The sequence below is a fragment of the Streptomyces sp. NPDC046860 genome (genome assembly GCF_040645115.1).
Classification (GTDB): Bacteria; Actinomycetota; Actinomycetes; order Streptomycetales; family Streptomycetaceae; genus Streptomyces.
Genome location: NZ_JBEYXQ010000019.1, coordinates 98,401 through 123,197 on the forward strand (window position 1 = coordinate 98,401; position 24,797 = coordinate 123,197).

Below are 24,797 nucleotides of genomic sequence, written 5' to 3' on the forward strand. Positions count from 1 at the left end.
ACACGGACGTCAGTGGGCGTGGTGGGCCGCGGAATGGTGGCCGGTGTGGCCCGGCACGGTGCCGTCGGGCTTCGCCACCAGGAACAGGCCGGCCATCCCCATGTCGGAGTGGCTCTGGACGTGGCAGTGGTACATCCACGCGCCCGCGCCGACGTGTTCCCCGGCGACGACCTGGAAGCCGAAGGAGTCCGCCGGGCCGGTGATCTTGTTGTCGATGACGCGACTGGGATCGTCGGGGCCGGTCAGCAGGCCCGTGCGGTTGTCGGCCCAGCGGTGACCGTGCATGTGGAAGGTGTGGTAGTACTCGCCGTGCGTGATCATGATGATCTCGACCCGGTCGCCCACCGTGGCCTCGAAGTCCGGGGTCTCACCGGCGGTCCTGTTGTTGATCGTCATGTCGTTGAAGACGATCGTGAACTGCTTGTCCGGCAGGATGTCGCCCTTCCTGCGCACGACGACCGGGCCGTACAGGCCCTTGCGGATGCCGCCGGTCCCGTGGTCGGTGCCCACGACGTGGTCGTGGTAGTGCCAGTAGCCGGCGCTGCCCGCCTGCCAGGTGCCGTCCTTGCGGCGGCCCGGCGCGTGGGTGCGCCAGGTGTAGGTGCGGGTGCCGCCCGGCTCGACGTGACTGCCCGTCATGCGGGTGCCGTCGTTGGCGATGTCGTAGTCGACGCCGTGCACGTGGAGGCTCGCGTCCGCGTCGGTGGCGTTCTCGAACTCGATGTGCAGGGTGTCGCCCTCGACGAGTTCGATGAGCGGGCCCGGCACGGTCGCCTTGCCCTTCTCCAGGCCGTATCCGAGCTGGCCGCCCGGCAGTTTCTCGGCGTAGAGCTTGAGGTGGCGCACCTGGCCGCCCGCCGGGGCCGTGGGCGGGGCCGGTTCCGCGGCGGAGGGGGCGGAGGCCACCGACAGCGTCGCCGTGCCGGTGGCGGCCACCACGCTCCCGGCCAGCATCCGTCGCCCGAAAGTCCTTCTGTCCAGAGCCATACCGGTCTCTCCATTGCTGTGAAGGAGACGGTCGGGGCGCGAGAGCCCCCTGGGGACGGTCACGGTAGAGCCGCTCATCCCGTTTATCCACACCCAGGACAAAGTTGGTGAGATTCCGTCCGTAGCTATTGGCGGGTGGTTGAAAGGCGTCTAGCTTCTGGCGCTGTTGCTGAGACCACGGAGGGTGGGTGACCCATGCAGAGCGCACCACATCACCGGTCGAGATCCCGGCGGGCAGCGGCGGCGGCCCTGGCGGCCGGAACCCTGGCGGCATCCCTGCTGAGCGGCGGAACCGCCGCGACGGCCAGGCCGTTACCCGAGCCGAGGGCGTCGTCGCTCCCGTCGCCGCCGGGCGGCCAGAACGTGAAAGTGCTGGTCTTCCACGCCTCGGCCACCGAGGAGTCGCCGACCGTGGACGCGGGCATCGAGGCCGTCGAGTCCATCGGCCTGTCCGGTCCCGCCGACCAGCGTTTCAAGACCGTGGCGACGGACGACGCCTCGGTCTTCACCAATGAGAAACGGCTCGGCACCTTCAACGCGGTGGTCTTCCTGACCGGTGGCGGCGACGTCCTCGACCCTGAGCAGGAAGCCGGCCTGGAGGCGTACCTGAAGGCCGGGGGCGGCTTCCTCGGCATCCACGACGCGGCCAGGACCGAGCCGTACTCCGACTGGTTCACCGGTCTGATCGGCGCCCGCCCGGCGGCTTCCAGCCCCACGACCGTCCAGCGGGCCACCGTGGAGATCCCCGACCGGAGTCATCCGGCCACGAAGGACCTGCCGCTGGAGTGGAAGCGGCCCGACAAGTGGCTCAACTGGACGAGCAACCCGACCGGCAAGGTGCACACCGTCGCCAAGGTCAGGGAGAGCAGCTACCGGCCCGGAACCGGGGCGAACGGCGTCGACCACCCGGTGTCCTGGTGCCGGGACTACTCCGGCGGCCGGTCCTTCTACACGGGGATGGGCGGCACGGTGGAGTCGTTCGCGGAGACCGACTTCCGCGACCACCTGCGGGGCGCGCTGCTGTGGACCACCCGGCTCTCGCGTGCCGACTGCAAGGCGACCATCGACGCCAACTACTCGGCCGTACGCGTCACTCAGCCCAACCAGCCCGGCCAGCAGGACCAGATCGGCGAACCGCACGGCATGGTCGTCGCGCCGGACGGGCGGGTGCTCTACATCGGCCGGGGCGGCGGCGTGAACGGCGCGCCGGTGGTCACCGACTGGAACAACCCCGACATCGGCAAGGGCACCGGCCAGATCCACGTCTACGACCCCGCCACGAAGAAGGTCACGCTCGCGGGCGCCCTGACCGTCTTCGGCAACAAGGGCGGCGGCGACGAACTCATCAAGGTCGAGGAGGGGTTGCTCGGCATCGAGCTGGACCCCGGCTTCGCGTCCAACGGCTGGGTCTACCTGCACTACACGCCGCACTCCGGCCTGGACCGCGACAAGCAGATCGCCGAACGCCGCGTCTCCCGCTTTACGTTGGACCGCACCACGAACAAGCTCGACCTGGCCTCGGAGAAGGTCCTGCTGAAGTGGCCCGTCCAGGTGCACAGTTGCTGCCACGCGGGCGGCGGGATGGCCTGGGACTCCAAGGGCAACCTGTACATCGCCACCGGCGACAACAACTCGTCCGGATTCAGCGACGGTTACTCGGGCAACAACCCGCAGCCCAACTACAAGGGCCTGTCCTTCGCGGACGCCCGCCGCACCGCGGGCAACACCCACAACCTCAACGGCAAGATCCTGCGCATCCACCCGGAGCCGGACGGCACGTACACCCTGCCCGAGGGCAACCTCTTCACCGGCAGGGAGCAGGACGAGGGCGGCGGGAAGACCCGCGGCGAGATCTACGTGATGGGCGTGCGCAACCCGGCGCGGATCTCCGTCGACAAGAAGACCGACATCCTCTACGCGGGCTGGGTCGGCCCCGACGCGGGCGCGCCCAGCACCACCTGGGGCCCGGCGAAGTACGACACGTTCGCCGCGATCACCAAGGCGGGCAATCACGGCTGGCCGTTCTGCATGGGCAACAAGCAGCCCTACCGCGACCGCAACCTGCCCGACCCGGCGAAGCCGCTGGGCTGGTACGACTGCAACGCCCCGAAGAACGAGTCCCCGAACAACGACGGCCTGGTGAACCTGCCGCCCGTCACCGGGAACACGATCTGGTACTCCCCGCAGGGGGGCGCCCCGGACTTCCCGCGCGACGCGACGGGCGTGCCCAGCTACAAGAACGAGGAGGCCACCTATCTGCTGCCGTGGCTCAAGGGCGGCGGCCAGGCCACCATGGACGGCCCGGTCTACCGCTACGACGCGGCGACGGCCGGCGCGAACGCGTGGCCGCGGTACTGGGACGGCAAGTGGTTCGTCGGTGACTTCTACGACGCGGACAACCCGCGCCACGCGGTGCTGACCGACCCCAAGACGGTCGGCAAGGGCGGCCTGCCGGTGACGGCGGAGTCGCTGAAGAAGATCATCCCGGTCGGGCAGGGCGGCATCCGCAACCTGATGGACTGGAAGTTCGCGCCGGACGGCTCGCTCTACGTCCTGGACTACGGGCGCGGCTTCTTCACCTCCGACTCTCAGTCCGCGCTGTGGCGCGTGACGTACACGGGCGGCGAGGCCACTCCCGCCGCGAAGGATCTGGCCAGGAAGGCGGCACAGTGAGACATCGACCTCTGCGCCTGTACACCGCGCTGCTGGGCGCGCTGCTGCTGATGCTGGGGCTCACCGCGACGACCGCGTACGGACGGGACGGCGACCGGGCGGCGGCCCAGGTGCTGACGTGGACGACGAGTTCCCGCACCGACCAGTACACGAGTTTCCCGACGACGGCGGTGGCCGGTGCGGCGACCCTCGTCTTCGAGAACAGCACCGCGACCGGCAACGACATCGGCATGCCGCACACACTGACCTTCGACGTGTCGGACCCCGAGTACAACCACGACGTGCCGGTGAACATCCTGGCCAACCCCGGCGACGACAGCGGGGGCAAACACACCGTCGACGTGACGCTGACGCCCGGCCGGTACCGCTACTTCTGCAGCATTCCCGGCCACAGCCAGATGCAGGGCATCCTCACGGTGACCGAGCCCGGCGGCGAGGACACCAACGCGCCGGTGGCCTCGGCGAAGGTAGAGGGGCAGAAGAACGCCGACGGAGCCTACGTGGGTTCGGCCACGGTGACCGTCTCCGCCACGGACGACGCCTCCGGGGTGAAGTCGATCGAGTACGCGGCCGGCGCCGACGGTCCGTGGCAGGCGTACACCGCGCCGGTGGTCGTCGACCAGGTCGGCTCGCACACCCTGCGCTACCGCGCCACCGACCAGGCGGGCAACGTGGCCGCCGAGAAGTCCGTGACCTTCAGTGTGGTCGCCCCGCCGACGGACGACACCACCGCCCCGGAGACCTCCGCGACGGTGAGCGGCGAGAAGGACGCCGACGGCAACTACCTGACGATGGCCACGGTGACCGTGACCGCCTCCGACACCGGGTCGGGCGTCAACACCGTCGAGTACGCGCTCGGCGCGGACGGCGCCTGGCAGTCGTACACCGCGCCGGTGATGGTGCACGCGGTCGGCTCGCACACCGTGCGCTACCGCGCGACGGACAAGGCGGGGAACGCTGCGGCCGAGAAGTCCGTGGCCTTCAAGGTCGTGGCCCCGCCGGCCGAGGACACGGCCGCGCCGGAGACCTCGGCGACGATCAGCGGCACCAGGAACGCGAACGGCGCGTACGTGACCAGCGCCAAGGTGACCGTCAACGCCTCCGACTCCGCGTCCGGGGTGGCCCGTGTCGAGTACTCCCTCGACGGCGGCCCCTACCTGGAGTACGCGGCCGCCGTGGTCGTGGACCGGCTCGGCTTCCACACGGTGGCCTACCGGGCGACGGACAAGGCCGGGAACACCTCCGCGGCCAAGAGCGTCACCTTCACCGTCGCCCAGGGCGGCGGGGTCCCGGCGCCCTCCTGCCCCGAGTACGACGAGCGGCTGACGGTCATCGTCGGCACCGTCGACACGGGCGTGCCGAACCGGATGACCCGCGCCCGGTGCACCATCAACGAGCTGATCGAGGACGAGAAGGACTGGTCGTCACAGGCCCTGTTCCTCAAGCACGTCGACGGCGTGCTCGACGGGCTCCTGGCGGACGGTGTCATCGACCAGCGCGAGTTCAACAAGATCACCAAGGCGGCCAAGCAGTCGAAGATCGGCAAGCCCGGCCAGACGACCGGGTACCGCGATCTGTTCGACGGCACCGAGTCGTCCCTGGCCAGGTGGGAGCAGGTCGGCGGCGGCAGGTTCGCGCTGACCGGCGACGGCGCCATCACCAGCAGCACGACCGTGCCGGGCATGGGCATGCTGTGGTTCCCGGAGCGCAAGTACGGCGACTTCTCGCTCAAGCTCCGCTTCCGCGACGACGCCCCGGGCACGGGCAACGCCAACGGCGGTGTCTTCATCCGGTTCCCGAACGTCCACAACCACCCCGAGGAGTCCCGGCCGGAGTGGGTCGCCATCAACTACGGGCACGAGATCCAGATCCTCGACAGCCCGACCGGCGACATGTACAAGACCGGCTCGGTCTACGGCTTCGACCGGGTGGGCCTGGGCGGTGCGGGGGTCACCCCGAAGGGCACCTGGAACGACTACGAGATCCGCGCGGAGGGCCAGCACTTCACGGTCCTGCGCAACGGCGTCGTCATCAACGAGTTCGACAACGTCGGCGGCCAGGTCTTCACCCCGCCCCGCGCGGGTGACCCCGGCACCGACGGCCGGCGCTACGCGACGGGTTACATCGGGCTCCAGGTGCACAGCACGACGGACGTGATCTCGTACCGCGACATCCGCATCAAGGAGTTGTAGGCCACGGGAGAGCGAAGGGCCCTCACCGCACCCGCGGTGGGGGCCCTTTCCGTCGCGCTCTTTAAACGTTTGGCAACTGCCGTGTGATGTACGGGAGTTGAAGGTCATGACCTGGTCAAGCCGTTCCCGCGCGTTGGCCACATGTTCACCGCCTTCCCCTGACGCGTCCCGCCGGAACGGGCGGAGAGTGACCGGCGGACCGGCCTTCGGGCCGGGTGGACCGACACTCCGCAGGAGCGCCGCGCGCGCTCGAGAAGGGACAGCCATGGCCGAGTTGACCCGTCGTAGAGTCCTGGGATCGGCCGCGGGCGCGCTGGGCGGCGCCGCGGCGCTGTCCCTGCTGCCGCCGAGCGTCCAGAAGGCCGTCGCCGCCGGACCGCCCCCGGGCGGTTCACTGCGCGACATCGAGCACGTCGTCCTGCTGATGCAGGAGAACCGGTCGTTCGACCACTACTTCGGCACCCTCTCCGGGGTCCGGGGCTTCGCCGACCCCCACGCCCTGAAGCTGGACGACGGACGCAGCGTCTTCTACCAGCCCGACGCGCAGAACCCCAAGGGCTACCTGCTGCCCTTCCACCTCGACACCCACTCCTCCAGCGCCCAGGCCATCCCCTCCACCAGCCATGCCTGGTCCGTGCAGCACCAGGCGTGGAACGGCGGCAGGATGGACCAGTGGCTGCCCGCCCACCGTGCCGCCGACGGCGTCAACGGCCCCTATGTGATGGGCTACTACACGCGCGAGGACATCCCGTTCCAGTTCGCGCTCGCCGAGACCTTCACCGTCTGCGACAACTACTTCTGCTCGGTGTTCGGGCCGACCTGGCCCAACCGGCTGATGTGGATGACCGGTTCGCTCGACCCCGGCGGCACGCGGGGCGGCCCGGTCATCAGGAACTCCGCGCCGCAGCCGTACCGCTGGACGACCTACGCCGAGCGGCTCCAGGCGGCCGGGGTGAGCTGGAAGGTGTACCAGCAGGACGACGACTACGGCTGCAACATGCTGGAGCAGTTCGCCGCGTTCAGGAACGCCGCCCCCGGCTCAGAGCTGTACGAGCGCGGGGTGCGCCCGCAGCCCGAGGGCACCTTCGAGGACGACGCCCGCAACGACCGCCTCCCGGCGGTGTCCTGGATCATGCCGACCAGCTTCCAGTCGGAGCACCCCGACTATCTCCCGGCGGCCGGCGCCGACTTCGTCGCCTCCAAGATCGAGGCGATCGCGTCCAACCCGAAGGTGTGGCGCAAGACCGCGTTCATCCTCAACTACGACGAGAACGACGGCCTGTTCGACCACGTGCCGCCGCCGGTGCCGCCCGCGGGGACGCCGGACGAGTTCGTGCAGGGGCTGCCCATCGGGGGCGGCTTCCGCGTGCCGGCGATCGTCGTCTCGCCCTGGACCGTGGGCGGCTGGGTGGCCTCCGAGGCCTTCGACCACACCTCGGCGCTGCGGTTCCTGGAGCACTTCACCGGGGTGGAGGAGCCCAACATCAGCGAGTGGCGCCGCAGCACCTTCGGCGACCTCACCAGCGCGTTCCGCTTCCGCTCCGGCCGCCCACGCCCGCCGCGCCTGCCGGACGACACGGCGGAGCAGCTCGAGAAGGCGAAGGAGGAGGTGGCGACGCTGCCGAAGCCCACGCTGCCCGGGGCGGACCAGACCTTCCCCCGGCAGGAGCACGGCCGCAGGCCGCACGTGTGACGGCGGACCGAAGGGGCCTGTGCCACCTGGCGGCTCAGACCCGGACGGCGTTCAGAGCGACGCGGTGAGCCTGCGCAGCGCAGCCCTCCCCGGCGGCCCCCATGTCGGCTTGCCGCCGGGGAGGCCCTGGTCGCCCGCGTGGCCGATCCGGATGCCGGCCAGGGCGCGCAGGACCGCCCAGCCGCGGGCGCGGCGCAGGGTCGCGGGGTCGGGCGCCGGGCGGTAGGCGGCGTGGAAGCGGTCGAGGGCGCCGTCCGGGAGCAGAATCCACGCCGAGGCGAGGTCGAAGGCCGGGTCGCCCGCGAAGAGGTCGCCGAAGTCGATGACGCCGGAGAAGGTGCCGTCGGTGGTGAGGACGTTGGCGGGGTGGAGGTCGCCGTGGAGCCAGAGGCGTGGGCCGGTCCACTCGGGCGCGGCGGCGGCGTCCTCCCAGACGGCGCGGACCGCGTCCGGGTCCTGGACCAGGCCGAGTCCGGCGGCCCATGCGAGCGCACCGGTGAGACCGTCAGCGGTGTCGGCCAGCCGGCCCCCGCGGTCCCTGCCCGCCGGTGCCTCGTCGGGGGCGGGGCGGTGAAAGGCGGTCAGGAAGGCGGCGAGGGCGTCGGCCGCCAGGTCCGGACGGCTCGCGGGGGCGCGGTCGGCCGGCTCGCCCGGCACCCAGGTGGTGACGAGCCACGGGCGCGGGAAGCGTGCGCTCGGCTCGCCGAGCCGCTGCGGGACGGGGACGGGAAGGGGCAGGCCGTCGGCGAGCGAGGGCAGCCAGGCGTGTTCCTTGCGCAGCAGGCCGTCCGCCGACTCCGTCGCCCAGGGCATGCGGACGGCGAGGTCGTCGCCGAGCCGCCACACCTGGTTGTCCCAGCCGAGCGCGCCGAGTTTCAGCGGGCGGCCCGCCAGGTCGGGGTGCTGCTCGCGCAGCAGGTCCCGGATCAGCTCCGCCGTGATGTCCGTCCCGGTGACTGTCATGGGGAGCCACGGTACAGGGGACGCTTAGGCCGGATGCCGGTCCGGGATGCGCGCCCCGCCGGTCGCGCCACAGGATTCTGATCATGCGGAACTCCACTGACTCCCCGTCCCATCCCCGATACGCGCGGCACGGTGGCACCCGGCACGCCATATCCGCGGCCGCCCTGTGCGGTGTCCTGCTGGCGGTGACCACGTCCTGCGGCGACTCCGGCCAGAAGTCCCGTTCCGGCGGTGCCGCGGGCAACGGCAACCCCGCCGTGTCCGGCTCCTCCTCCCCGGACGCCGGTACGGGCGTCCCCGGTGTCGGGAAGCGGATGGGCAGCCAGATCCCGGCGGCCACCCGGCAGCTCGTGGTCGTCTACGGCGACGACCGGGACTCCGCCGAGGGACTCACGGTGCTGTACGAGAAGCAGGGCGCCCGCTGGAAGCAGTCCGCGAGCTGGCCCTCGCACAACGGCCGCCGGGGCTGGACGACCGACCATCAGCTCGACGACGAGCGCTCGCCGGTGGGCCTCTTCTCCCTCACCGACGCCGGAGGCACCCTGCGCGGCCCCGGCAGCAAACTGCCGTACTGGTACGACGACAACGCCTACGCGGCCTCGGTGGACCAGGACGACGAGGCGCACGCGCACGACTTCGACCACGTCATCGCCATCAACTACAACCGGCTCGCGGGCACCCCGCCCTACGACTGGAGCCGGCCCGAAGGGGTGGAGAAGGGCGGCGGCATCTGGCTGCACCTGGACCACGGTGACGGCACGTCGGCGTGTGTGACCGTCCCGGAGGCCGGCATGAAGACCCTGCTGCGCACCCTCGACCCCGCCGACCGGCCCATGGTGATCATGGGTGACCGTGAGCGCCTGAAGGACTGAACGGAACTCATCCGTCACACGCGTATCGGCCGCGGCGATTCGGACAGCGCCGCGCATGAGCGCGACGCGGTGAGTCCTACGACGTGATTCCCGGTCTCCCGGAATCACGCCTCCCGATACGGACTCCGCTGCGGCCGAAACACGTGTGTTCGATATCCCGCTCCCTGTCGTTGACCCCGGTACCCGCATCGTCCACCGGATTCCGTCACGCAGGGAGACGCGCAGTTGAGCTCATCGTCCCGTACCGTCCCACCACCCGCCCCGGCCGAGATCACCTACTCCGGCCACTACTCCGTCAACCCGCTCGGCGAGGCCAGTTTCCGTGGCCTGTGCGCCCAACTCCCGCGTGTGCTGGGCCGGATCGCGGCCATGGCCTGGGCCGTCGACCGTCGTGCCGTCCTGCTGCTGCTCGGCTGCCAGGCGACGACCGGGGCGTCGGCCGCCGTCCTGCTGACCGCCACGGCCGGGGCCATGGGCGCGCTCCTCGGCGCGGGCGAGGTGGCGGACCGGCTGCGGGCGGCCCTGCCCGCTCTGGTCGTCGTCGCCTGCGCGAGTGCCGCGGCCCGCACCGCGCTGGCCGTCGCCCGTTATGCCGAGCGCCGCGTCACGCCCCCGCTGACGACCGCCATGGACACCACCCTGGTCGGTGCCGTCTGCCGGGTGGAGGCGGCGGCGTGCGCGGTGGACGGCTTCTCCGACCGGCAGGAAGCCGCCGAGATGGGCGTGACACGCACCCAGGTGATGGTGATGGACGCCCAGCGCTTCATGTCGGCCCTGATCAGGATGGTCACCGCGGGCGCGGTCGTCACCGTGCTCAACCCGCTGGTGCTGCCGCTGCTCCTGCTGGCCGTCGCCCCGGCCGCCGTCGGCGCGGTGCTGACCGCGCGGGTGGACTACGACATCCACTACGCCAACATCGCCGACCGCAACGTCCGGGGGATGACCCGCTGGTGGGCGACGACCCCGAAGTACGGTGACGAGGTCCGCGCCAACGGCATGACCGACTACCTCCTGTACTGGTACCGGGCCCTGTCCGAGCGGGTGGACCGGCGCACCCTCGCCGCGGCCCCGAGGACGCTGTGGATCTCGCTGCTCTCCTCCCTCGCCGGTGGTCTCTTCCTGACCGCGACCTGGGGGATGCTCGCCTGGCTGGCCGTCACCGGCCGGGTCGCCCCCGCGGTCGCCGCCACGGCGGTCGTCGCGGTGCAGACGGCGCTGTCCGCGCTGTCGCAGCTCGTCGTGGAGGGCGCGGCCGTCTTCCACACGAGCCTCTACCTCGGTGACATGCAGGCGTTCTTCGACCACGCCGCGGAGCGGGCGCCCCGGCGCGGAGGCGTGGCGGTCCAGGCGCCGGTGGAGGAGATCCGGCTGGAGGAGGTCAGCTACCGGTATCCGGGCAAGGACCGGCCCGCCGTGGACGGTGTCTCCCTGGCGCTGCGGCGCGGCGAGATCCTCGCGGTCGTCGGCGTCAACGGCTCCGGCAAGAGCACGCTGACCCGGCTGATCACCGGCATCTACCTGGCGGACAAGGGCCGGGTGGTCTGGAACGGCACCGATCTCGCCGCCGCCGACCCGGCGTCCGTCTGGGACCACACCGGTCTGGTGCCGCAGATCTTCGCCCAGTGGCCGCTGCGGGTCCGGGAGAACGTCACCCTCGGCCAGCCCCGCAGCCATGACGACGGCCCGGTCTGGGACGCGGTGGACGCGGTCGGCATGCGCCCGACCGTGGAGGAGTTGCCCGCCGGTCTGGACACCCTCCTGGCCCGCGAGATCTTCGGCGGCACCGAGCTGTCCGGCGGCCAGTGGCAGCGGCTCGCCTGCTCCCGGGCGCTGTACCGCCGTCCGCCGCTGCTGATCCTGGACGAGCCCACGTCCCAGATGGACCCGCGTGGCGAGCACGCCATCTTCGAGCACATCAAGGCCATCTCCGCCGACCGGATCACGATCGTGATCACGCACCGGCTGGAGAACACCAGGATCGCGGACCGGGTCGTCGTCATGGACCAGGGCCGCATCACCGAGCAGGGGACGTACGACGATCTCGTCCACGCCGGCGGCACCTTCGCCGACCTGCTGCGCCTGTCCCAGGACAGGTGAGGCGGCCGGTGGCCGGCAGGGGTCCCCCGGCGAAAAGGGGGAACGCGTCAGGCGGAACGTGAAGCACGCGTCACGCGGGTCCCGCGGGCGTGGCGCGGACATCGCGCGGCCGGGTGCCGCGCGGCGAGGAGGCGACATGGGTGGCGACGGCAACAGCGCCTACGGTCACAAGAAGTTCAAGCGGTCCCGGAGCCACTTCACGGACCGGATCACCGCCGACGGGCGGGACGGCTGGCCGGTGGAGTCGGGACGCTACCGGCTGGTGGTCTCGCGGGCCTGCCCGTGGGCGAGCCGGGCGGTGATCTCACGCCGTCTGCTCGGGCTGGAGCGGGCGCTGCCCATGGCGATCACCGACCCGGTCCAGGACGACCGCAGCTGGCGGTTCACGCTGGACCCCGGCGGCCGGGACCCGGTGCTCGGCATCCGGTACCTCGCGGAGGCGTACGAGAAGCGGGAGCCGGGCGCGCCCGGCGGGGTGAGCGTGCCGGCGATCGTGGACGTGCCGAGCGGCGAGCTGGTCACCAACGACTACCAGCAGCTCACCCTGGACCTGGCCACCGAGTGGACGGCCCTGCACCGCGAGGGCGCGCCGGAGCTGTACCCGCAGGCCCTGCGGGACGAGATCGACGAGGTGATGGCCGAGGTCTACGACGACGTCAACAACGGGGTGTACCGGGCCGGGTTCGCCTCCGGCCAGGAGGACTACGACCGGGCGTTCGCCCGGCTGTTCCGGCGGCTGGAGGCGCTGGCAGAGCGGCTGGCGGGGCGGCGCTATCTGGTCGGGGACACGATCACCGAGGCGGACATCCGGCTGTTCACCACGCTGGTCCGCTTCGACCCGGTCTACCACGGCCACTTCAAGTGCAATCTGTGGAAGCTGGCGGAGAACCCGGTGCTGTGGGCGTACGCGCGGGACCTGTTCCAGACGCCGGGCTTCGGGGACACGGTCGACTTCGACCACATCAAGCGGCACTACTACCAGGTGCACTCCGGGATCAATCCGACCGGGATCGTGCCGCTCGGGCCGGACCTGTCCGGCTGGCTGAGCCCGCACCACCGCGAGGAGCTGGGCGGCCGGCCGTTCGGCGAGGGGACGGCCCCCGGCCCGGTCGCCCCGCACGAGCTGGTGAGCGCGGCGGGACGGCCTGCATGAGGGCGGCTGTACGAGGAAGAAGCGTGACATGGCGAAGAACAAGACCAAGAAAAAACTCGCGCTCACCTACAAGCCGGCCGGCTTCGTGATGAGCTGGGCCGGCGGCGCGCTGGCCGGACTGGCCTTCCGCAAGGCGTGGATGGCGATACGGCACGAGGAGGACGCGCCCGACGCGCTGGACCGGGACCGCGGCTGGGGCGAGATCCTGCTCGCCGCCGCCGTGCAGGGCGCGATCTTCGCGGTGGTCCGCAGTGCCGTGGACCGGACCGGGGCCAAGGCCATCGAGCGGTCGACGGGTGTGTGGCCCGTGGCGGACAAGGGCGGCCGGGACTGAAGCGGACGAGGACCGGGGGTGAGGGGCGTATCGGCGTGCTCTCACCCCCGGTCCTCGTCCCCGGCTCAGCCCTGCTTGGGCGCGGTGGGCGGGTCCACCCGCACCGTGAAGGAGTGGCCCGCCGGATCGGCGTAGCCGCGCTCCTCGTGCGGGCCGACGGCGTCCCGGGTCTCCAGCGGCCGGCCCCCGAGCGAGACGATCCGCCGCTCGACGGCGTCCAGGTCCTCCACCATGAACTCGACGTGGGCCTGCAGGGAGTTCTCCGGGCGTGGCCAGCTCGGGGGCGTGGCGTTGACATCGCGGCGGAAGGCGATGCGGAAGCCGTCCGCACCGCGGATCTGCACCAGGTTGGCGGAGGCGACGGTCTGCTCGCCGTCCAGCAACTCCTCGTAGAACGCGGCCAGTTTCTCCGGCTCGGCACAGTCGAGCACCACCACGCCCGCTTTGACCAGCGTCATGCTTCCTCCCGGATGAGTCGCCTCCCCTGCGACTGTCCCCGACCGCCCGATTCAGTCGCGGAGCGTGTGCGGCTCAGTCCGCGAGGCCGGTCAGGAACTTCCGGGCGGGGCAGAAGAAGGTGACTCCCGTGACCGCGCGCGAGTAGTCGAGGATGCGGTCGTGCAGCGGCGGCGGGTCGCCGATGAACATGCGCTCCAGCATCTTCTCGGTGACCCACAGGTGGCGGGAGTAGCCGATGAAGTACGTGCCGTACTCGCCCTTGCCGGGCGTGGCGAACGGCATGTTGTCGCGGAGGATGTCATGCTCGCCCTCCGCGTCCTGGATCGTGCACAGGGTCTTGTGCGACTTCTGTCCCTCGGTCGCGTCGGGCAGCTCGATGTTGTCGAACTTGGTACGGCCGATGATCTGTTCCTGCGTCTCGGTGGTCTGGGCGCGCCAGTCCTTGAGGTCGTGCAGGTACTTCTGGATCACGACGTAGCTTCCGCCCGTGTACTCCGGGTCCTCCTCGCCGACCAGGGTGGCGGCCGGCAGGGACAGGCCGATCGGGTTGGCGGTGCCGTCCACGAATTCCAGCAGGTCACGGCCGTTGTAGTAGCGGAAACCGCTGACGTCGTCCACGGCCGTCACCGAGTCGCCGAACGCCTCCAGGAGGATCTTCTCGAACTCGACGACGAGATCCACCGAGTCCGCGCGGACGTGGTAGAGGAGGTCACCCTCGGTGGCGACCGCGGTGTGCTGGGCGCCGCGGATCTCCTGGAACGGCTTGAGTTCCTTCGGCATCGGTCTCCGGGTCAGCGGTGCCCAGGCGTGGTGCGAGATGCCGAGGTTGCAGGTGAAGACCCCGGTGTTCACCTGGATCTTGATGTCCTTGACCAGGTCCTCGATGCTCGCCACCACGGACCGCGCCTTGTCCATGGCCGCTTCGCCGTCGTTGATGGTGAGCACCAGGAAGGCGGCCGCCGCCGTCATCGGCGCGTCGATGTACTGCGGCTCGGTCTCGAGTGCGTGCTTCGCGGCGGCGGTGGGGTCCATGGCCTCTCCCGTTGAGCGGCCTGCGTCACGCGCAGGCGGGGCGGTGCGAGCAGGGCGGATTCCGGCCTGTCCAGCATCGGACACCCCGGGGCGCACCGCCACCGGCGCCCGGTCCGTGAAGTCCGCCATTCAGGTGATCCCTGACGCGCCCCGCACCTGCGGCGACCCAGGGATCACGGGCCTGCCGGGCGTTTTCCGGCTCGCGGGGTGATCGATTCGAAGTGGCAGCCTGACGACGGCGGGCCGAAACTGAAGCGGCAGTTCGTGATCAGTGAAGAGCACGTTGCCGAGCCAGCGATCCAGAAGATCTCCAGGAGATCACATGGTGGAACAGTCCTCGGACGTCCATATAGAAGGAACGGACGCGCAAACCGTCGTAGCCCGGCACAGCCCGGACCTGGCGGTCGTGGAGACCGAATCACGCCTGGCGGAAGCGCTGGCCGGCGTCATGGGCGTGGAGAGTGTTCCGGCCGACGCGCACTTCTTCGACGGCCTCGGCGCCAATTCCCTGGTCATGGCGCAGTTCTGCGCCCGGGTCCGCAAGCGGGAGGATCTGCCCTCCCCGTCCATGAAGGACATCTACCGGTACCCCACGATCCACTCCCTGACGGCCGCGCTGGCGGAGACCGCCGCGGCGGACGCCGCATCCCCCGACCGTCTCTCCCCCGCCGATCAGGCGCCGGAGCCGGTCACGCCCCCGAGCGGACTCGCCCACGCCCTGTGCGGCACGGCCCAGTTGCTGATCTTCCTGGGTTACTCGCTGGCCGCCGGTTTCGTCGGTGCGAGCGGTTACGAATGGGTGGCCACCGGTTCCGGCGTGGTCGACGTGTATCTGCGGTCCCTGGTCTTCGGCGGTATCGGATTCGTGGCGCTGTGCGTCTTCCCGGTGGTCGCCAAGTGGATTCTCGTGGGGCGCTGGAAATCCGCCGAGTTCCCCGTCTGGGGCGTTCGCTATCTGCGTTTCTGGGTCGTCAAGGCCCTGCTCCACGCGAATCCGATGATCCTCTTCATCGGTAACCCGCTGTACGTGTTCTACCTGCGGGCTCTGGGCGCGCGGATCGGCAAGGGAGTCACGATCCTCTCCCACTCGGTCCCGGTCTGCACCGACCTGCTGACGGTGGGCTCCGGCACGGTGATCCGCAAGGACTCGTTCTTCCTCGGGTACCGGGCGCACGCCGGGCACATCCAGACGGGCCGGATCACCCTCGGCCGGGACGTGTACATCGGGGAGAAGACCGTCCTGGACATCGACACGTCGATGGGTGACGGCGCCCAGCTCGGGCACTCCTCGTCGCTGCACCGCGGCCAGGCCGTCCCGGACGGCGAGCACCGGCACGGCTCCCCCGCGCAGGTCACCGAGGTCGACTACCTGCGGGTCGCGCCCGCCCGGTGCGGCACCTTCCGCCGGGTGTGGTTCGCCCTCGCCTCGCTGCTCCAGCTGTTCCTGCTCTACATCCCGCTCGGCGTGGGCGGCCTGTACATGCTGTTCAACGCCGTGCCGGCGGTCCGCAGGCGGCTGGAGCCCGAGACAGCGCTGCCCCCCGGGGAACTGCTCACCGACGGGGTCGTCCTGTCCCTGGCGCTGTTCGTCGGCTTCATCGTCCTGGGCCTGCTCGTCATGTGCACCCTGCCGCGCCTGCTGAGCCTGGTGGTCCCGGCGGACCGGGTCTTCCCGCTCTACGGGTTCCGGTACGCCGTGCACCGCACGGTGGCCCGGACGACGAACGTGAAGTTCTTCGCCTGGCTCTTCGGGGACAGCTCGTACATCGTGCACTACCTGCGGGGCATCGGGTACGACCTCTCCCACGTCGAGCAGACCGGGTCGAACTTCGGCACCGAGCTGCAGCACGAGACTCCGCTGCTGGTGACGGTGGGCAGCGGGACGATGGTGGCCGACGGGCTGTCCGTGATCAACGCGGACTACTCGGCGACGTCGTTCAAGGTGTCGCGGGCGACGATCGGGGCGCACAACTTCCTGGGCAACAACATCGCCTATCCCACCGGCGGACGCACCGGCGAGAACTGCCTGCTGGCGACGAAGGTGATGGTGCCGCTGGACGGCGAGATCCGGGAGGGCGTCGGGCTGCTCGGCTCGCCGTGCTTCGAGATCCCGCGGTCGGTGGAGCGCGACTCCCGGTTCGACGTGCTGCGCACCGGGGACGCGCTGAGCCGGAACCTCGCGGCGAAGAATCGTTTCAACCTGCGCTCGATGGCGTTCATGCTGTTCCTGCGCTGGCTGCACGTCCTCGGCCTGACGCTGCTGGCCCTGGCCACCGTGGAGCTGTACGGCGTGCTCGGGCACGTCGTGATCGCCACCTACATGGCGCTGACGCTGCTCCTGTCCACGCTCTACTACGTGCTGGTGGAGCGCTGCCTCACCCGCTTCCGGCGGCTGCGCCCCATGCTGTGCTCCATCTACGACCCGTTGTTCTGGTCGCAGGAGCGGCTGTGGAAGGTGCCGGACCGGCACCTGAACATCTACAACGGGACCCCCTTCAAGGCCCTCGTGTGGCGCCTGATCGGTGTCCGCATGGGCCGCAGGGTCTTCGACGACGGCTGCTACATGACGGACCGCACGCTGACCGTCATCGGTGACCACTGCACGCTGAACGCCGGCAGCAAGGTCCAGTGCCACTCGCAGGAGGACGGCACGTTCAAGTCCGACGGCACCACGCTCGGCGAGGGCTGCACCCTCGGTGTCGGCTCGCACGTGCACTACGGCGTGACGATGGGCGACGGCGCGCGGCTGGCGCCCGACTCCTTCCTCATGAAGGGCGAGGAGGTCCCCGCGCACGCGCGCTGGGGCGGCAACCCCGCCGTGGAGATGCCGGAGGCCGTGGTGCGGCCCGCCGGTACCGGCCGCAGGACCCCACCGACCGTGGAAAGCGCCGCCACGGCGTCCGTGAGCTGAGGGAGCATCCGATGGGAACGCGTGTGCAGGCTGACCGGGATTTCTGGAGCGGTGTGCTCACCGCCGGTGGACCCACCGCCCTACCGCGGTGGGCCGAGGTGCCGGTTCCCGGTACGGCGGAGCACGAGGTGCCGTTGCCGGGGGCCGTGGACGGCCTCGCCCGGCGCCTGGAGGTGCCGGCCGGCACCCTGCTGCTGGCGGCGCACGCCAAGGTGCTGTCCGCCCTCTGCGGCGAGCGGGACGTGGTGACGGGCTATGCCGACGGCAGCGGCGGCGAACCCCTGCCGTGCCGGATGGGCGTCTCCCCCGGCTCCTGGCGCGAGCTGGTTGCCGCCGCCCACCGCGCTCAGGAACTGGTGCTCGCGCACGGGGACTTCCCGCTGGAGGAGCTGCGCCGCGAACTGGGCGTCACGGAAGCGCCGTTCGAGGTGGTGTTCGGCGCCCCGGGCCCGCCGGCCGGTGACGCGGTGCTGCACGTGCACCGCTCCGAGAGCGGCCGCCTGGTCCTGCGGTACCGGACGGACGTCCTGGACGCCACGGCCGCGGCCCGGATCGCCGGCTACCACCTGAGGGCGCTGGAGCTGATGGCGGCCGACGTGGACGCGGAGCACCTGACGGAGAACCTGCTGTCGGACGCGGAGCGGCACGAGCAACTGGAGGGCCTGGCCGGTCCCTCGCGGGAACTGCCGGACGCGCGGGCGCACGAGCTGTTCGAGCGGCGGGTGCGCGAGCACCCGGACGCGGTGGCGGCCGTACTGGGCGAGCGGCAGTGGACGTACGCCCAGCTCAACAGCCGGGCCAACCAGCTGGCGCGGGCCCTGGTGGCACGCGGGCTGAGCCGCGAGGACGTGGTGGCCGTGGTCACCGAACGCGATCTCGACTGGCTGGCCGCGACGCTGGCCGTGTTCAAGGCGGGCGGCGTCTACCTGCCGATCGAGCCCCACTTCCCGCCCGGACGGATCGCGGCCACCCTCACGCGGGCCGGATGCCGGCTGGTGCTGACCGAGGCGGGCAGCACCGGCACGCTCGACCAGGCGCTCGCCGACGTGCCCGGCGCGCGGAAGGTGCTCGTCGAGGACGCCTACGCGGAGGGGCACGCCGACGACGACCTCGGTGTGGCGGTGGAGCCCGGCGGGCTCGCGTACATCTACTTCACCTCCGGCTCCACCGGCGAGCCGAAGGGGGCGATGTGCGAGCACGCGGGGATGCTCAACCACCTCTTCGCCAAGATCGACGACCTCGGGGTCGGCGAGGGCACGGTGGTGGCGCAGACGGCGCCGCAGTGCTTCGACATCTCGCTGTGGCAGCTGGTCTCCGCGCTGCTGACGGGCGGGCGCACGCTGCTGGTCGAGCAGGACGTGCTGATGGACGTGGAGCGGTTCGCGGACACGCTCGTGGGCGGCCGGGTCGGCGTGACCCAGCTCGTGCCCTCGTATCTGGAGGTCCTGGTCTCCTACCTGGAGCGGCACCCCCGTCACTTCCCCGACCTGCGGTTCGTCTCGGTGACCGGTGAGGCGCTCAAGCCGGAGCTGGTCCAGCGCTGGTTCGCCGTCCAGCCCGGCATCGCTCTGGTCAACGCCTACGGCCTGACCGAGACGTCGGACGACACCAACCACGAGATCATCGACGGAGTGTGCGAGCGTGTCCTGCTGGGGCGTGCCGTGAACAACGTGCGCGTCCTGGTGGTGGACGAGCGGCTGGAGCTGGTGCCGCTGGGCGCGCCGGGGCTGATCGCCTTCTCCGGGGTCTGCGTGGGCCGGGGCTACGTCAACGACCCCGAGCGGACCCGTGAGGCGTACCTGGAGGACCCCTACCGGCCGGGTGAGCGGCTCTACCTGGGCGGTGACTGGGGGCGCTGGCATCCGGGCGGCAAGCTGGAGTTCCTGGGGCGCCGGGACAACCAGGTCAAGATCCGGGGCTTCCGCATCGAGATCGGCGAGATCGAGAACACCCTGCTGCGGGTGCCCGGGGTCCGGGACGGCGCGGTGGTCGTGACGGAACGGGTCGGCCAGGGGCAGCAGTTGGTCGCCTTCTACGCGGGGCGCGAGCTGACCGTGGACGAGCTGCGCGACGCGCTGGGCGCGGCGCTCCCGGCGTACATGGTCCCGGCCGCCTTCCAGTGGCAGCAGGCGCTGCCGCTGACCGCCAACGGCAAGACAGACCGCAAGGCGCTGACCGCGCTGGCCGGGCAGGCCGCCCCCGCCGAGCGGGACGAGGCCGGCGACCGCGAGCCGCGTACCCCGGCCGAGCGGCGGCTCGCGGCCGCCTGGGCGGTGCTGCTGGGCGTCCCCGAGGAGCGGATCGGCCGTACGGACCACTTCTTCGACTCCGGCGGCACCTCCCTGACGGCGGTGAAGCTGACGATCGCGCTCGACCGCGCGGTGTCGCTGAAGGACATCACCCGCACCCCGGTCCTCGCGGACCTGGCCGCCCTCCTGGACGGCGCGGCCGGGCAGGACGGCGAACTGCTGCAGCCGCTGGCGGAGGCGGACGGGACGCCGGAGTGCGCGCTCGTGTGCTTCCCGTACGCCGGGGGCAACGCGGTGAACTTCCAGCCGATGGCGAGCGCGCTCGCGGGCGGCGGGACGCAGGTGCTCGCGGTGGAGCTGCCCGGCCACGACCTCGCCGGACGGCAGGAGGCGTTCTCCGGGATCGCCGAGGTGGCGGAGCGTGTCGCCGACGAGATCACCGCGCGCGGTCTGAGGCGGGTCATGCTCTGGGGCCACTCCTCGGGCGCCGCCCCGGCCGTGGAGACGGCCCGCCGGCTCGCCGAGCGCGGGGTGGAGGTGACGCGGCTGTTCGTCGGCGCGCAACTGCTCGGCACGGCCGCGGGGCGCCGGGCCGCCGCCGAGGAGCTGTCGGCCCGCCAGAACGCCGAGATCGCCGCGCGGCTGGCCGCGGAGGGCGGCTACGTCGAGCTGGCGGAGCTGACCGCGCGGCACGCCGAGCGGGTCGGGGCCGCCTACCGGCACGACTGCCTCGGCGCCCACCAGTACTTCCGTGACGCCCTGGAGAACCCGCCACCGGCGCGCCTGTCGGCCCCGGTGTCGGTGGTGGTGGCAGCGGACGACCCCCACACGGCCGGGTACGCCGACGTCCACCAGGACTGGCTGCTGCTGGCCGACCGGGTGGATCTTCTCGAACTCCCCGACGGCGGGCACTACTTCCCGCGCCTGCGGCCCACCGAGGCGGCCAAGGCCGTCCTGACCGCGGTGGAGCCGCTGGCCTCCTCCTGACCCTTCCCCAGCCCGCTGATGGGCGACCGAAAGGAAATCCGAGATGTCGACCTCATCCCTGGCAGGCCCGCTCGATGTGGAGCTGCGGCCGGGCAGACCCCCGATGGCCCGTATCGACCCCCCGGCCGACGTGCCGGGCTGGGCGGCGCAGTACCGCGACGCGCTGCGCACCGCGGTCACCGAGCACGGGTCTGTGCTGGTCCGGGGCCTGGGGCTGCGGGACCCCGAGCAGGTCGGCGCCGTGTTCGCCCGGCTGACCGGCGGCCTGATGACGGAGCGGGAGTCCTTCGCGCCGCGCGAGACCTTCGGGTCGGGGCTGTACGCGTCCACGACCTGGCCGGCCAACCAGCCGATGTGCATGCACCACGAGCTGAGCTACACACAGGAGCCTCCCGGCGTCATGCTGTTCGCCTGTCTGACCGCGCCCGAGGACGGCGGGGCGACGGCGGTGGCCGACGCGGTGGAGGTGCTGCGGGAGCTGCCCACCGAGGTGCGGACGCGTTTCGAGCGGGAGGGCTGGCAGCTCACCCGGTCCTACAACGACGAGATCGGGGCGTCCCTGGAGGAGTCGTTCGGGACGGCCGAGCGCGCCGGGGTCGAGAGCTACTGCCGGGCGCACGGCATCGACTTCGCCTGGCAGCCGGACGGTTCGCTGCGGACCACCCAGCGGCGCCCGGCCGTCGTCCGGCACCCCGTCACGGGCGAGGCGTGCTGGTTCAACCAGATCGCCTTCCTCAACGAGTGGACGCTCGCCCCGGAGGTGCGCGAGTACCTCGTGGACATCTACGGCGCGGACGGACTGCCGTTCAACACCCGTTTCGGGGACGGCACCCCGATCGGCGAGGACGTCGTCGCACTGCTCAACGCGACGTACGAGAAGCACACCAGGCGCGAGCCGTGGCAGGCCGGTGACCTGCTGCTCGTCGACAACGTCCGCACCGCGCACAGCAGGGAGCCCTACACCGGGGACCGGGAGGTGCTGGTCGGCATGGCCGAGCCGCGCCGCCTGGCCGCCGGGGGCACGAACTCGGAGGCGAGCGAGCGATGACCGACCTACTGCCGACCACAGCGCAGCCGGCCGCACCCGACCCGGCGTCCTCGCCGTCGTTCGCGGTGATCTCCGGTGAGCAGGTGCACAAGGCGCTCAGCGGGCGCGAGAAGGAGATCACGGAGCTGGTCGAGGCGACCTACCGGCTGCACGGCGCCGGGGACTCGGTCAACCCGCCCTCCTACTTCCTGCGGTTCCCCGACCGGCCCAGCTCGCGGATCATCGCGCTGCCGGCCTCGATCGGCGGCTCCGTGGGGGTCGACGGCGTCAAGTGGATCTCCAGCTTCCCGGAGAACATCCGGTCCGGGCTCCCCCGTGCTTCGGCGGTCCTGATCCTCAACGACCCCGGTACGGGCTACCCGTTCGCCTGTCTGGAGAGCTCCATCATCAGCGCGACCAGGACGGCCGCGTCCGCCGCGCTGGCCGCCGACTGGTTCAGCCGGTCCCGGCCGCGCCCGACCCGGGTCGGGTTCTTCGGCACCGGGCTCATCGCCCGCTACATCCACACCTTCCTCGCGGGCAACGGCTGGGAGTTCGAGGCGATCGGCGTGCACGACCTGGCCGCCGACAGCGCCGCCGGGTTCCGCGACTACCTGCGGCAGAGCGGGACCGGCGCCGAGGTCACCGTCCACGACAGCGCCGCCGACCTCATCCGGGACAGCGATCTGGTGGTCTTCGCCACCGTGGCGGGCGCACCGCACGTGGGCGACGCGTCGCTGTTCGCGCACAACCCGCTGGTGCTGCACGTGTCGCTGCGCGACCTGGCGCCCGAAGTCCTCATGGCGTCGGCGAACTTCGTCGACGACGTGGAGCACTGCCTGAAGGCCGACACCTCCCCGCACCTGGTCGAACAGCGCACCGGGAACCGGGACTTCCTCAACGGCACGCTCTACGACGTGATGCTGGGCCGTGCCGCCCCGCCGCCCGACCGGCCGATCGTCTTCTCGCCCTTCGGGCTCGGCGTCCTCGACCTCGCCGTCGGCAAGTACGTCTACGACGAGACGGCCCGGGCCGGAAACCTCGGTCTCATCGACAACTTCTTCCACGACCTGCGCCGGTACGGCTGAGAGCGCTGCCCTTCCCCGGTACCAGGAGGCCCATCGTGCCCGTCATATCCGCTCCCCATGACTTCAACGAAGGCCGTCTCTTCGTCGACCTCAAGTCGGTCCTCGGATGTCCCCTCTACCTGAAGTGCGAGGGCTTCAACTTCGCCGGCTCCATCAAGCTCAAGGCCGCGAACGAGATGGTGGAAGGCGCCGAGCGGGAGGGCGTCCTCAAGCCGGACTCCGTCATCGTGGAGTCCTCGTCCGGCAACCTCGGCGTGGCTCTCAGCATGATCGCCGCGAGCAAGGGCTACCGGTTCCTGTGCGTGACGGACTCGCGCTGCAACCTGTCGACCCGGCTGCTGATGGAAGCCCTCGGCAGCAAGGTGCACATCGTGGCCGACCTGGACGAGAACGGCGGGTTCCTGGGCACGCGGATCGAGTACGTCCGCTCGCTGTGCGCCTCAGACGACCGGTACGTGTGGCTGAGCCAGTACACCAACCCCGGGAACTGGCAGGCGCACTACCGGACGACCGCGCAGCAGATCGCCCGCCAGTTCCCGCGGCTGGACGTGCTGTTCGTGGGCACGGGAACCGCCGGGACGCTCATGGGATGCGCCCGCTACTTCCGGCAGTGGCACCGGCCGGTGCGGATCGTCGCGGTGGACAGCGTGGGCTCGGTCGCGTTCGGCGGGGAACCGGGGCGCCGGATGATCCCCGGCCTCGGCATGAGCATGCGCCCGCCGCTGCTCGACGAGTCCTACGTCGACGAGGTCATCAAGGTGGAGGAGGCCGACACCATCCGGGCCTGCCACCAGATGGCCCGGCGCGGCTTCCTGTTCGGCGGGTCCACGGGCACCGTGGTCAGCGGTGCGGCGAGCTGGCTGGCCCGCCACGACACCCGTGACCTGACGGCGGTGGCCATCGCGCCGGACCTCGGCGAGCGCTACCTCGACACCGTCTACCAGACCAACTGGCTGCAGGACCTGTTCGGCGACGAGGTCCTCGACGCCAGCGGGCAGGCCACCGCCGCCTTCGAGGCGGAGGAGACGGCCCCCCGCGAGGCGGACAGCCGGCCACAGCCCTGACCCACGACGCCCCGGCCCCGTCCATCTCGGTGCCCTCCGTGTGAGGGCACTGTGGAACAGGGCCGGGGCAGGCGTCCCTCCGCGTATGCGGGGCATCCGGATGACCGGATACGCAGGAGGGGTGATGGTCATGTTCGAACCCGACCGTGAACCGGCGGTGGCCCGTGACGAGCCGGTCGGTGAACTGGTGCAACGCGCCTCGCAGCAGCTCACCGAGCTGGTGCGCGGCGAACTCCGCCTGGCTCAGGCGGAGATGAAGGAGAAGGGCAAGCGGTACGGCAAGGGCGGATCGCTGTTCGGAGGCGCCGGGCTCGCCGGCTTCCTCACTCTCCAGGCACTGGTGGCCACGGCTATAGCCGCCCTGGCGGTACCGCTTCCGGTATGGGCCGCCGCGCTCATCGTCACCGGCGTCCTCGGCGCGGTCACGGCGGTTCTCGCCCTGACCGGCAAGAAGGAGGTCGGCCTGGCCGCCCCGCCTGCTCCGGAGCAGACCATCGACAGTGTGAAGGCCGATGTGGCCGAGATCAAGGAGAGTGCCAGGCGATGACACAGCAGCCGTTCGAGGAGTCCGCCTCCGCGAGCCCGCAGGAGCTGCGGGAGCAGGTCGAGCGGACCCGGCACGAGCTCGGGGAGACCGTGGAGGCGCTCACCGACAAGGCCGATGTCAAGGCGCGCGCCCAGCAGAAGGCGGCGGCGCTGAAGGTGCAGACGGCCGAGACCGCGCAGAAGCTGCGGGAGAAGCTGCCCGACCCGGTGAAGGACAAGGCCGCCACCGCCGCGACGCAGGTGCGGGCCAGGGCCGGGCAGGCCGAGCAGCTCTGGCAGGACCGGGCGCCGGAGCAGGTGCGCGACAAGCGGGGCCTGCTGGTCGCCGGTGCGGTCGCGGTGCTCGCGCTCACGCTGCTCAGCCGCAGGAAGCGGCGCTAGGTCGTGTCCGCAAAGTGGCGTCGTCTGCCCGGAGGGCAGGGCTCGCGGCGTCTGGTGCGTGCGATCGCAAGGCGGAGGGTCGCCCTCGT

Annotated in this window: 19 protein-coding genes; 14 read left to right on the forward strand and 5 right to left on the reverse strand. The window is 71.2% G+C overall.

The genetic code is table 11. The annotated features are described in order from the left end of the window. Nucleotides 1-9: 9 nt before the first annotated feature. Nucleotides 10-981, reverse strand: a complete 972-nt coding sequence (locus ABZ898_RS24265) for a multicopper oxidase domain-containing protein (protein ID WP_361662654.1) — start codon at nucleotides 979-981, stop codon at nucleotides 10-12. 218 nt (nucleotides 982-1,199) lie between these two features. Beyond that, nucleotides 1,200-1,412, reverse strand: a complete 213-nt coding sequence (locus tag ABZ898_RS24270; RefSeq protein WP_361662584.1) for a hypothetical protein — start codon at nucleotides 1,410-1,412, stop codon at nucleotides 1,200-1,202. On the opposite strand from ABZ898_RS24270, the gene ABZ898_RS24275 reads away from it, so the two are divergent. From ABZ898_RS24275 to ABZ898_RS24285, 3 genes are all read left to right on the forward strand, one after another. Beyond that, on the forward strand, nucleotides 1,399-3,660 hold the full coding sequence (locus ABZ898_RS24275) for a ThuA domain-containing protein (RefSeq protein WP_361662587.1): 2,262 nt from the start codon (nucleotides 1,399-1,401) through the stop codon (nucleotides 3,658-3,660). The two genes, ABZ898_RS24270 and ABZ898_RS24275, sit on opposite strands and share 14 nt — an antisense overlap. 50 nt (nucleotides 3,661-3,710) lie before the next feature. Then, nucleotides 3,711-5,852: a family 16 glycoside hydrolase gene (locus tag ABZ898_RS24280; protein WP_361662657.1), complete on the forward strand. Its 2,142-nt coding sequence runs from the start codon at nucleotides 3,711-3,713 to the stop codon at nucleotides 5,850-5,852. Between the two features lie 265 nt (nucleotides 5,853-6,117). After that, the gene (locus ABZ898_RS24285) at nucleotides 6,118-7,545 is read left to right on the forward strand and encodes an alkaline phosphatase family protein (RefSeq protein WP_361662589.1); all 1,428 of its coding nucleotides are present in this window, start codon (nucleotides 6,118-6,120) and stop codon (nucleotides 7,543-7,545) included. Nucleotides 7,546-7,596: 51 nt separating this feature from the next. On the opposite strand, the gene ABZ898_RS24290 is transcribed toward ABZ898_RS24285, so the two are convergent. Continuing rightward, nucleotides 7,597-8,508: an aminoglycoside phosphotransferase family protein gene (locus ABZ898_RS24290; protein ID WP_361662592.1), complete on the reverse strand. Its 912-nt coding sequence runs from the start codon at nucleotides 8,506-8,508 to the stop codon at nucleotides 7,597-7,599. Nucleotides 8,509-8,591: 83 nt separating this feature from the next. On the opposite strand from ABZ898_RS24290, the gene ABZ898_RS24295 reads away from it, so the two are divergent. The 4 genes from ABZ898_RS24295 to ABZ898_RS24310 all read left to right on the forward strand — a co-directional run bounded on the left by ABZ898_RS24295 (nucleotide 8,592) and on the right by ABZ898_RS24310 (nucleotide 12,964). After that, nucleotides 8,592-9,380, forward strand: a complete 789-nt coding sequence (locus ABZ898_RS24295) for a hypothetical protein (protein ID WP_361662595.1) — start codon at nucleotides 8,592-8,594, stop codon at nucleotides 9,378-9,380. A gap of 369 nt (nucleotides 9,381-9,749) precedes the next feature. Beyond that, nucleotides 9,750-11,477, forward strand: coding sequence for an ABC transporter ATP-binding protein (locus ABZ898_RS24300; protein WP_361662660.1), 1,728 nt, complete (start codon nucleotides 9,750-9,752; stop codon nucleotides 11,475-11,477). Between the two features lie 136 nt (nucleotides 11,478-11,613). Then, entirely contained in the window at nucleotides 11,614-12,630 is a 1,017-nt protein-coding gene (locus tag ABZ898_RS24305; RefSeq protein WP_361662598.1) for a glutathione S-transferase C-terminal domain-containing protein, read from the forward strand. 28 nt (nucleotides 12,631-12,658) lie between these two features. Next, on the forward strand, nucleotides 12,659-12,964 hold the full coding sequence (locus tag ABZ898_RS24310) for a DUF4235 domain-containing protein (protein ID WP_361662601.1): 306 nt from the start codon (nucleotides 12,659-12,661) through the stop codon (nucleotides 12,962-12,964). A 65-nt stretch (nucleotides 12,965-13,029) separates the two neighbouring features. Here the strand turns inward: ABZ898_RS24310 and ABZ898_RS24315 are convergent, their stop codons facing one another. Continuing rightward, nucleotides 13,030-13,422 carry a VOC family protein gene (locus tag ABZ898_RS24315; RefSeq protein WP_361662604.1) on the reverse strand — a complete coding sequence of 131 codons (393 nt, stop codon included), beginning with the start codon at nucleotides 13,420-13,422 and terminating at the stop codon, nucleotides 13,030-13,032. A 73-nt stretch (nucleotides 13,423-13,495) separates the two neighbouring features. Further along, on the reverse strand, nucleotides 13,496-14,455 hold the full coding sequence (locus ABZ898_RS24320) for a Dyp-type peroxidase (protein WP_361662607.1): 960 nt from the start codon (nucleotides 14,453-14,455) through the stop codon (nucleotides 13,496-13,498). A 322-nt stretch (nucleotides 14,456-14,777) separates the two neighbouring features. Between ABZ898_RS24320 and ABZ898_RS24325 the strand changes: the two genes are divergently transcribed. The 7 genes from ABZ898_RS24325 to ABZ898_RS24355 all read left to right on the forward strand — a co-directional run bounded on the left by ABZ898_RS24325 (nucleotide 14,778) and on the right by ABZ898_RS24355 (nucleotide 24,708). Next, nucleotides 14,778-17,366, forward strand: coding sequence for a Pls/PosA family non-ribosomal peptide synthetase (locus tag ABZ898_RS24325; protein ID WP_361662610.1), 2,589 nt, complete (start codon nucleotides 14,778-14,780; stop codon nucleotides 17,364-17,366). Between the two features lie 11 nt (nucleotides 17,367-17,377). Beyond that, complete coding sequence (locus tag ABZ898_RS24330; protein ID WP_361662613.1) at nucleotides 17,378-20,602, forward strand: amino acid adenylation domain-containing protein; 3,225 nt, start codon at nucleotides 17,378-17,380, stop codon at nucleotides 20,600-20,602. A gap of 43 nt (nucleotides 20,603-20,645) precedes the next feature. Continuing rightward, on the forward strand, nucleotides 20,646-21,650 hold the full coding sequence (locus ABZ898_RS24335) for a TauD/TfdA family dioxygenase (protein ID WP_361662616.1): 1,005 nt from the start codon (nucleotides 20,646-20,648) through the stop codon (nucleotides 21,648-21,650). Further along, entirely contained in the window at nucleotides 21,647-22,717 is a 1,071-nt protein-coding gene (sbnB, locus tag ABZ898_RS24340; protein ID WP_361662618.1) for a 2,3-diaminopropionate biosynthesis protein SbnB, read from the forward strand. The genes ABZ898_RS24335 and sbnB overlap by 4 nt, the downstream gene beginning before the upstream one ends. A 35-nt stretch (nucleotides 22,718-22,752) precedes the next feature. Further along, a complete protein-coding gene (gene sbnA / locus ABZ898_RS24345; RefSeq protein ID WP_361662621.1) occupies nucleotides 22,753-23,781 on the forward strand; it encodes a 2,3-diaminopropionate biosynthesis protein SbnA in 1,029 nt (342 codons plus the stop codon). Between the two features lie 130 nt (nucleotides 23,782-23,911). Further along, a complete protein-coding gene (locus ABZ898_RS24350) occupies nucleotides 23,912-24,328 on the forward strand; it encodes a phage holin family protein (RefSeq protein WP_361662624.1) in 417 nt (138 codons plus the stop codon). Further along, on the forward strand, nucleotides 24,325-24,708 hold the full coding sequence (locus ABZ898_RS24355; protein ID WP_361662627.1) for a DUF3618 domain-containing protein: 384 nt from the start codon (nucleotides 24,325-24,327) through the stop codon (nucleotides 24,706-24,708). Before ABZ898_RS24350 ends, ABZ898_RS24355 begins: the two co-directional genes overlap by 4 nt. Nucleotides 24,709-24,797: the final 89 nt, after the last annotated feature.